An 8,821-nucleotide genomic window follows, 5' to 3' on the forward strand; every position below is an offset into this window, starting at 1 on the left:
AATTCGTTCAAGTTATTTCTTGCAATCTGCCTTGCTAAAAGAGGAATGGCTTTCTATAGTTGTTTGACTGAAATGTAATATTTAATAGGAGTGTGACTATTTGTTTGTGATTTAAATTGAACCGCTTACGTTTTTGGCTTAAATTAGACTATAAGGGGTGGATAAAATGGATGTTTTTATAGCTGATAAGATACCAGAAGAAGCATTACAGATCTTGAAAAAAAGCGGACTAACATTTGAAATGTACCAAGGGGAAGAACTGATCGATAAAAAAACTTTAATGGATAAAGTTAGTGATGTTAAATATTTGATCACACCTTTATCGACTCAAGTCGACAAAGAGGTGATCGATGCAGCACCTGAACTTAAACTGATCGCTAATTTTGGAGCGGGTACTAACAATATCGATCTTGAATATGCCGCTGCCAAGGAAATACCAGTCACCAATACGCCTTATGTTTCAGCAGTTTCGACCGCAGAAGTTACGGTTGCTTTGATACTAGTCTTAAAACATCGGGTCGTTGAAGGCGACTCATTGATGAGAACGACAGGATTCAACGGCTGGGCCCCGTTATTTTTCTTGGGACACCAGCTTGCTGGTAAAACTGTAGGTATTATCGGTTTAGGCCAAATTGGCAGGGAAGTAGCTCGAAGACTGCACGCATTTGATATGCAGATCTTGTACACACAACGCAAGCAGGCTCCAGTTGATGTGGAAACTGAGCTGGGCGCAAAATATGTCTCTAAAGATGAGCTGTTAAAGTCAGCTGACATTGTCACGCTGCATATCCCAGCAACCAAGGACACTTTCCATTACTTAGGTGAGCGTGAATTCAAATTGATGAAGAATTCTGCCGTTTTGGTAAATGCTGCTCGTGGGCAAGTCATTGATGAAAAATTATTACCTGAAATGTTGGCCGAAAAAGAAATTGCCGGAGCTGCTTTAGATGTCTATGAAAAAGAACCTGCAGTTAGCGATGAATTAAAACACCTGTCTAACGTAATTTTGACACCGCATGTTGGTAACGCCACGGTCGAAGCCAGAGATGCTATGGCGCAAATAGTAGCGCAAAATGTCAGTTTAGTTGCCCAAGGACAAAGTGCTAAATATATTGTGAATGCAGTCAAAAAATAATTTACATTTTAAGTACCGTTAGTCAGTGACTTGCGGTATTTTTTAAATCAGGGGAGGCGTCACGATGAGCAATTATGCTGAGATCGGTCATTTAGCAGGTTATCGTTTATATACAGATCCTCAAACGTTGACTGTCATGCGGGTTTTTGATGACGAAAGTCAAGCCCAAAAGTATGTCTTACAGACTGCACAATTTATGGAATTGTTAGATAACGTGGAAGAATACACGCGGCAGCAAAGAAATGTCAAAACTAAGGAAGAAGATTACCGGTTATTGGCAAAGCAAAGAGGAATTGAGCATGATCTGGCAGTCTGGTCTGGTAAATAAGTTTGTGGTTGTGGGCACTTATCATATGCCAGGTATAAAGTTGCTTATTGCAAGGCAACGTGTTTTAATTAGAATTAATACGTATTCATAAAACAAAGGGGGAGTAGTTAAATATGAGTGAGATAGTCAAAAAAGCGGTTTTAGGTTCTGTTGGCGCTGCCGGTCTATTTTTAGCTTCTGGTGCCGTTGTTAATGCTTCTGATGTACATACGGTTGTTTCAAATGACACAGTTTGGTCACTTGCGCATAAATACGGAGTATCACAACATACACTAGAAAAGCAAAATAATATCGATCCACAGACGCATACTATTTATCAAGGCCAAAAATTAACTATTGCAACGAATAATGAAGTAAGTTCTAAAACTGTAACAAGTGGTAATGGTAATTATACTGTTCAAGCCGGTGATAGTTTATGGACGATCGCACGTAATGCAGGGATCACTGTTGCTCAATTACGTGAAGCAAATGGCTTAGATTTAAATTCGTCAGTGATTCAGCCAGGACAGATACTTCAGGTCAACAAAGCACAGACTAGTTCTGCGCAGCAAACTACACATGTCGCAGTTAGCGTTAATAAGCAGGCTTCCTCACAGGCTGCGGCAGCGGTTGTTCAGCAAAAACCGGCAGCAAAAACTGTGCCTGTACAAACACCCACTGTCAGTGACAATTCCGCAGCTCAAAGTACAACTCAGCTTGACAAGAATGAAACTCCAAGTAACACACAAAATAATGGGAATGCACCGGCTAGTTCTCAAGCTGTAACACCTCAGGTAAGTGTACCGACTAAAGAGGTTCAACAGCCAGCAGGAGATCCACAGCCGGTAGAAAAGAAAGTTGTTAACAAGAGTGAGAATTCTCAGCCAACAGCAAGTGCGCAAAATAGCGTTCAGCCTGTTCAAAAAAAGGCGGTCGTTAGTCAGCCGCATACAAGCGTAATACAAACTCAAGTAACGGATGAAGCTGCTGCCAAAGAATGGATCGCACAAAAAGAGTCTGGCGGCTCTTATACAGTAACAAATGGTCAATACTATGGTCGTTACCAACTGACAAGCTCTTATTTACACAATGACTTTTCTCCAGCAAACCAAGAAAAAGTTGCACAGGAATATGTGACAAGTGTTTATGGTTCGTGGAATAATGCTAAGAGTTTCTGGTCAGAAAACGGCTGGTACTAATAATGTTTTTTTGAAATGAGGCACTGAAGGTGCTGCATTTAAAAGTTATAAAAGATTTTAATTGAAGTAGTGTATGGTCAGCTTTTTGACTGAACTGGCATACTGCTTCATTTTTTTGTCCACAAACTATCAACAAAATAAAGGTGTTGATAACTTTTAAAAATTTCTTGATCCACATGTGGACAACTTTAGAAACTGTTCTTTTTCAAAGCTGTTCGTTTAATTGCGACGAGATACTCAAAATGAATTAAATAGTATTAAGTGACGTAACCTCCTACTGAGATAGCAGGGGGTATTTTTTATGAACGTTGATATTTTTTAACAGGAGTAAAGTTCGTGTTTTTACTAATAAATCAAAATATGTTGGATTCTTTTAAAGAAAGTGTTTAAAAATACGAATGATTATTGTACAATAAGGCTAATCGTTAATCATATTAAGGAGGATTCATAGCGTGCTAGAAAAACTTTTCAAGCTCAAGGAACGAAAGACGAATGTTCGAACAGAATTTGTAGCCGGCTTAACAACTTTTATGGCAATGGCCTACGTTTTAGTTGTTCAGCCAAGTTCAGTAATGGGATTTGGGACAGGACAAACATTTACCGATATAAATGGAGTCGTTATTTCTAGAGGAGCATTAGTGGTTATGACTGCTTTTGTTTCGGGACTCATGACGTTGATCATGGGGCTTTATGCTAACTTACCGTTTGCATTGTCAACCGGAATGGGAACAAATTTCGTGTTAGGTGCATTGATCCAGTCGGGAAAGCTTTCATTTGGAAATAGTATGGTCATTGTCTTGATCAGTGGGATCATTTTTGTGATCCTGACCGTTTTTGGTATTCGAGATGTTATTGTTAAAGCTATTCCTTTTAATATAAAAACTTCTATTTCAGTCGCGATCGGTTTTTTCATTACATATTTAGGATTTAGTAATTCTGGGATCGGAAATTTTAAAGATGGGATCAAATTAGGAAATTTTTCTGATCCTCATGTTTTTCTGGCTATCCTAGGACTGATATTGATTGCTATAATGACACTTCACAAGGTACCCGGTGCGTTATTGATAGGCATTATTGCTATTACGATCATCGGGATCCCTTTTGGAGTTACTAAAGTACCAGATCATTTATTTGGCGTACCTACGATGAGCGAAATTAGTCAATTAACTTTTTCGTTTGATTTTAAAGGATTAGTCAATGGTAGTTCACTCGTCTTAATATTTATTGCATTCTTTGGCGACTTTTTCTCTACTTTGGGGACAGTTTTAGGCGTTAGTGAGAAAGCCAACCTACTAGATAAAAATGGCAACCTTCCTGATATCCAAAAACCCTTTTTGGTCGATTCAATAGGGACAGTTTTAGGAGGTTTGTTGGGATGTACCTCTTTTGGAACGTTTGTTGAATCTTCTGCGGGAGTGGAAGCGGGTGGAAGAACCGGCTTATCTTCCGTTTCAACGGCTGCTTTGTTTTTCGTTTCAATTATAATTTCTCCCTTATTTTTAATGATCCCTGATGCTGCAACAAGTCCAGTTCTTATTTTTGTTGGATATAGTATGATCTCATCGATCAAAAATATTGATTTTGGCGACTTTAGTGAGGCATTTGGCCCGTTTGTTATGATCATTTTCACTGCTTTTGCTGGAGGGATCGCCGCAGGTATTAGTGCGGGGATCTTGGCAGATGTTGCCGTTAAAACATTTTCTAAACAGTCCGGAGTCAAAAAGAAAGTACATCCTATCATGTATGCAATGTGCCTTCCCTTGATGGTCTACTTTGTATTCAACTGAGAAAAAATTTTTAGACATGAAAAATTTGGAGGAAAAATAAATAATGAAAAAAATAGCCACACCAGACCGTCGTGAATTATTGAAAGCAGCGTTAGGAGAAATAAAGGCAGATTTAGCTGTCAAAAATACACGTTATTTAAATTTATTTACTGGTGAAGAATATCCGGCCACAATATTTATTCATAATGGTTTTGTTGTTCATGTAGAGGCAGATGATCTTAAGGCCGGCCTAGATAATGTTAAAGAAGTCATCGATGCTGATGGGGCGTACATTGTGCCTGGATTGATCGATGCACATGTTCATATTGAAAGTTCAATGCTCACACCGAGGAACTTTGCGGCAGCAGTGATTCCGCACGGAACGACAACAGTTATTACTGATCCGCATGAAGTCGGCAATGTTGCTGGTGAAGAGGCTGTTCGCTATATGCATGATGCAGGTCTGGACTTACCAATGAGACAGTGGATCAATATTCCTTCGTCTGTTCCGGCGGTACCAGGATTGGAAGAAGCAGGAGCTGTTTTTGATGCTGGTGTAGTTGACCGTCTGGCAAAGTTAAAAAATGTTATTGGGTTGGCAGAAATGATGGACTATAAAGGCGTAGAACAAGGGTCAGAGCGCACGATATCTATGATAGAAGCTGCAGAACGCAATGACTTATATGTTCAAGGTCATGTTCCCAATGAATTTGGACGTGCATTAAGCGCCTATGCTGTGGGAGGTCCAACAACTGATCATGAAACTCGGACAGGTGAAGAAGCAAAAAGTAAATTGCGTACTGGTATGTATTTAGATGCTAGAGAATCGTCCATGGCCAAAAATATTGATGCCATTTGGGACGGGATCAAAGATCTACCATGGCGTGATCGTTTGGCACTATGTACAGATGACCGGGAAGCTGCTGATCTATTAAAAGATGGGCATATGGATCATGTGGTTAAACGAATTATTCAAAATGGGATGCCTGCGACCGAAGCCATTCGGGCAAGTTCCTTGCATGCAGCTCAAGAAGTCGGTGTTACTAATTTAGGTGCAATTGCTCCCGGATATGTAGCGGATTTCTTGTTAGTTCGTGATCTGCAAAATTTTGAGCCGGAGCAAGTCTATTTCGAAGGAAAACTAGTTGCAAAAAATGGGAAAATGGTCGTACCGATCGAACCGAAAGAGTTTGAAATTGAAAAAAGAAATACAGTGAACGTTTTACCTCTAGATTTAAAAGATTTTCAATTAAGGGCTCCTAATGGACAGCAAAATGGTAAAGTTAAAGTCAATGTTCCAGTCTACGTTGACTATAATGATTCCATGACACGTTTACAAGTGGAAGAGCATGAGGTAAAAGATGGTATTGTAGATATTGGTGATGATCCCGACTTGGCTTATGTTATCACTGTTAATCGGTATGGAAAAGCAAACAAATCAGTGGGGTTGATTCGCCATTTTGGAGAGGTAAATGGAGCAATAGGAAGTACGATCGCACATGATCACCATAATATGATGATCGTCTATCGTTATCCTAAAGCAGCACAAAGAGTGTATGAGACCCTTGTCAAATGCGGCGGCGGGATTAGTTGTTCAAGTGAAGATAAGCTGCTCCAGACATTAGAATTGCCGGTATTTGGATTAATGAGTAATGAAGATTGTTTTGAAACAGCCAAAAAGGGTAAAGTGATGGAAGAGACGGTAAAAAGTATTGGTTTGGATACTTTGAAGCCCCTATTACGTATCGTGACATTGGGCTTAACGGTGATGCCTGAGTTTAAATATAGTGATTTAGGCCTAGTGGATGTATTAGAAACTAAATTGACCCCGATTTTTTCGAAATAGCCAACAAATAAGATAAATTAAAATGCAGCTTAGAAATGTGATGTTAATTTCTAAGCTGTATTTTAGCTTGTTCTAGTTTTTTGAGCTATCTGGATAAAATAATTTGCGAAAAAAAGAAATGTTTTTATCCAAACTGATTTGTATTAATTAAAAGCATATGATATTATCTTTAAAGAGTAATAATTACTATTTAACTAGGAGATGGAGAAATTGAGTAAATTCAAACAGATCAGAAATTGGGGACTTGCATTTTTACTAGTCATACTGGTGTTTGTGGGGGCTGGTTGTTCTAATAATTCTGCTAAGAAAGATTCAGGCAAGATCAAAATCACAGCAACCACTGATTTTTACGGTGAAGTTGCTAAGGCGGTAGTTGGAAAGAAAGGAGAAGTAACATCGGTGATCAACAAACCTAACGTCGATCCCCACGACTATGATCCAACTCCTAAAATAGCTAAGGAAGTTGCTGGTTCACAAATAGTGATCGCCAATGGTATCGGCTATGATAGCTGGATGAATAATCTCGTTAAGAATAATGATAGTAAGGCCACATACCTTAAAGTTGGCGAAAACGTAATGAATAAAAAGACTGGTGATAATCCTCATTTGTGGTATGACCCGAATACTATGCCGAAGTTAGCTAATAGAATTGCCAAAGAATTGGGAGAAAAGCAGCCAAAGAACAAGAAGTATTTCCAAAAAAATGCACAAAAGTATATTAGTTCGTTACAATCTGTGGATAATAAAATAGCAAACTTGAAGAAAGTTGCTGCTAAGACAGAAAATAAAAATGTTTATGTGTCTGAGCCGGTTTTTGACTATGCGATAAACTCAATGGGCTTTAAAGTTGGTGATCAGAAATTTGAAAATTCTGTTGAAAAAGGTACAGATCCTTCTCCCCAGACAATTAGCGACATGCAAAAGAACATCAAAGAGCATAAGATCGCATTTTTTGTGTATAACTCACAAGTTAGTGACAAGACTGTGAATAATTTTGTTTCTTTAGCTAAGGAAAATGACGTACCTGTTCTTAAGGTGACTGAAACTTTGCCTGCTGGAAAAAATTATAAACAATGGATGTCAGGACAATATAACAGTTTGTTGAAGATTTTAGATCAAGAAAAATAAGTGAGAGATAAAGTAAATCAAAAGCTGAATATGAGATAAAGGAGGAATTTTTTTGGCGAGAAAGTCAAAAATAGCCAAGGCAAAAAAGCAAGCAGAGTTAATTAAAAAATATGCTTCATTGAGACAAGAACTAAAAAAAGCTGGAAATTATCAAGCTTTAGCTAAGCTGCCACGAGATTCAAGCCCCACTAGAGCAAGAAATCGTGATATGATCGATGGTCGCTCACGCGGCTACTTGCGGAAATTTGGAATGTCACGTTTAAGGTTTCGTGACTTGGCTCATCAAGGAAAAATACCAGGTGTAAAAAAAGCAAGTTGGTAACCTGCTACAAAACAAATCGTTGACATTGAACTTTTTATTCTGTATATTTGAGTCAATCAATTCGGAGGTGTCACTATGATGCAATTTATGCTTAATGCAAATACTTGTTGTTGTCGGACAGAGCGTTTTTGGCGATGTTCGACCTGTTTGCATTAACATTTTTTGAGGAATAATGACCTTAAAGTGTTCAATGTCCACATGGGTTGGAGTTGAACTAAGGACGCAAGAATTCTGTTTATTCAGGATCTGGCGTCCTTTTTTTGTAGCCGAAAATTGATTTTTTAATATTTAAGTTTCGCTGCGTAAGTGAGTTGTTGCCATACTTGCAAGGCCGGTTACCATAGTTGAGCATCGTGAGACAAGAAATTTTTGTTTATCCAACTTAGAAAGCACAGCGCAAAAGACATGACGCAATGTCTAAGTCCGATATGCTCATCTCATGAATGTCTCACTGCACTTTGTAGTCGGGTTGCACAATGCAGAAGCCTGTACTTAACCAACTTCGTCAACAAGTCGAAAGGCACGACTTGTCAAAGTCAGTTAATGCTCGGCTTCTAACCGCATTGCTCCACCCTGTGTTAATTTTGAGGAGGTAAAAGTTATGATCATTCAGTCTGTTTCACAATTGATCGGTAATACACCACTGATCGATCTACAAGTAAATGTGCCTAAAAATAGTCACATTTATGCTAAGTTGGAAATGTTTAATCCTGGCGGAAGTGTCAAAGACCGCCTAGGACAGTATATGCTGCAAGATGGTATCGACAAGGGAAAAATTAATCAGAAAACTACTATTATCGAACCCACTGCTGGTAATACGGGGATCGGACTTGCCTTGGCTGCTTCTCAGTATCATTTGAAAACGATCTTGGTAATTCCAGAAAAATTTAGTTTTGAAAAACAGCAGTTGATGAAAGCTTTGGGGGCTAAACTTGTTCATACACCAAGTGAAGACGGAATCAAGGGCGCGATAAGAAAAGCGCGAAAGCTTGCACAAGAAACGCCCAATAGCTACGTTCCGATGCAATTTGAAAATCCAGCTAATCCGGCAACTTATTATCATACTCTGGGTCCAGAAATAGTTTACGGAGAGCGTAAAATATCTTGTGTAAATGCAT

At 38.8% G+C, this 8,821-nt stretch carries 8 protein-coding genes; all 8 read left to right on the forward strand.

The annotated features are described in order from the left end of the window. The first annotated feature begins 166 nt into the window (after positions 1–166). Positions 167–1,135 carry an NAD(P)-dependent oxidoreductase gene (locus tag FC65_RS06795; protein ID WP_056972042.1) on the forward strand — a complete coding sequence of 323 codons (969 nt, stop codon included), beginning with the start codon at positions 167–169 and terminating at the stop codon, positions 1,133–1,135. A 64-nt stretch (positions 1,136–1,199) separates the two neighbouring features. Next, entirely contained in the window at positions 1,200–1,463 is a 264-nt protein-coding gene (locus tag FC65_RS06800; RefSeq protein WP_010495422.1) for a hypothetical protein, read from the forward strand. Positions 1,464–1,576: 113 nt separating this feature from the next. Next, entirely contained in the window at positions 1,577–2,641 is a 1,065-nt protein-coding gene (gene apf, locus FC65_RS06805) for an aggregation-promoting factor (protein WP_056972043.1), read from the forward strand. 452 nt (positions 2,642–3,093) lie between these two features. Beyond that, positions 3,094–4,428, forward strand: a complete 1,335-nt coding sequence (locus FC65_RS06810) for an NCS2 family permease (RefSeq protein ID WP_056972044.1) — start codon at positions 3,094–3,096, stop codon at positions 4,426–4,428. A gap of 43 nt (positions 4,429–4,471) precedes the next feature. Then, on the forward strand, positions 4,472–6,253 hold the full coding sequence (locus FC65_RS06815) for an adenine deaminase (protein ID WP_056972045.1): 1,782 nt from the start codon (positions 4,472–4,474) through the stop codon (positions 6,251–6,253). Positions 6,254–6,454: 201 nt separating this feature from the next. Continuing rightward, the gene (locus FC65_RS06820; RefSeq protein WP_056972046.1) at positions 6,455–7,381 is read left to right on the forward strand and encodes a metal ABC transporter solute-binding protein; all 927 of its coding nucleotides are present in this window, start codon (positions 6,455–6,457) and stop codon (positions 7,379–7,381) included. Between the two features lie 52 nt (positions 7,382–7,433). Continuing rightward, the gene (gene rpsN / locus FC65_RS06825) at positions 7,434–7,703 is read left to right on the forward strand and encodes a 30S ribosomal protein S14 (protein WP_056972047.1); all 270 of its coding nucleotides are present in this window, start codon (positions 7,434–7,436) and stop codon (positions 7,701–7,703) included. Positions 7,704–8,304: 601 nt separating this feature from the next. Further along, a partial coding sequence (locus FC65_RS06830) for a PLP-dependent cysteine synthase family protein (protein WP_156408593.1) occupies positions 8,305–8,821 on the forward strand: 517 nt, incomplete at its 3' end.

It is taken from the genome of Ligilactobacillus acidipiscis DSM 15836, from assembly GCF_001435755.1.
GTDB lineage: Bacteria > Bacillota > Bacilli > Lactobacillales > Lactobacillaceae > Ligilactobacillus > Ligilactobacillus acidipiscis.

Coding starts and splice junctions, on each gene's coding strand:
- FC65_RS06795 (WP_056972042.1), top strand. CDS start 167: ATGGATGTTTTTATAGCTGATAAGATACCAGAAGAAGCATTACAGATC.
- FC65_RS06800 (WP_010495422.1), top strand. CDS start 1,200: ATGAGCAATTATGCTGAGATCGGTCATTTAGCAGGTTATCGTTTATAT.
- apf (WP_056972043.1), top strand. CDS start 1,577: ATGAGTGAGATAGTCAAAAAAGCGGTTTTAGGTTCTGTTGGCGCTGCC.
- FC65_RS06815 (WP_056972045.1), top strand. CDS start 4,472: ATGAAAAAAATAGCCACACCAGACCGTCGTGAATTATTGAAAGCAGCG.
- FC65_RS06820 (WP_056972046.1), top strand. CDS start 6,455: ATGGAGAAATTGAGTAAATTCAAACAGATCAGAAATTGGGGACTTGCA.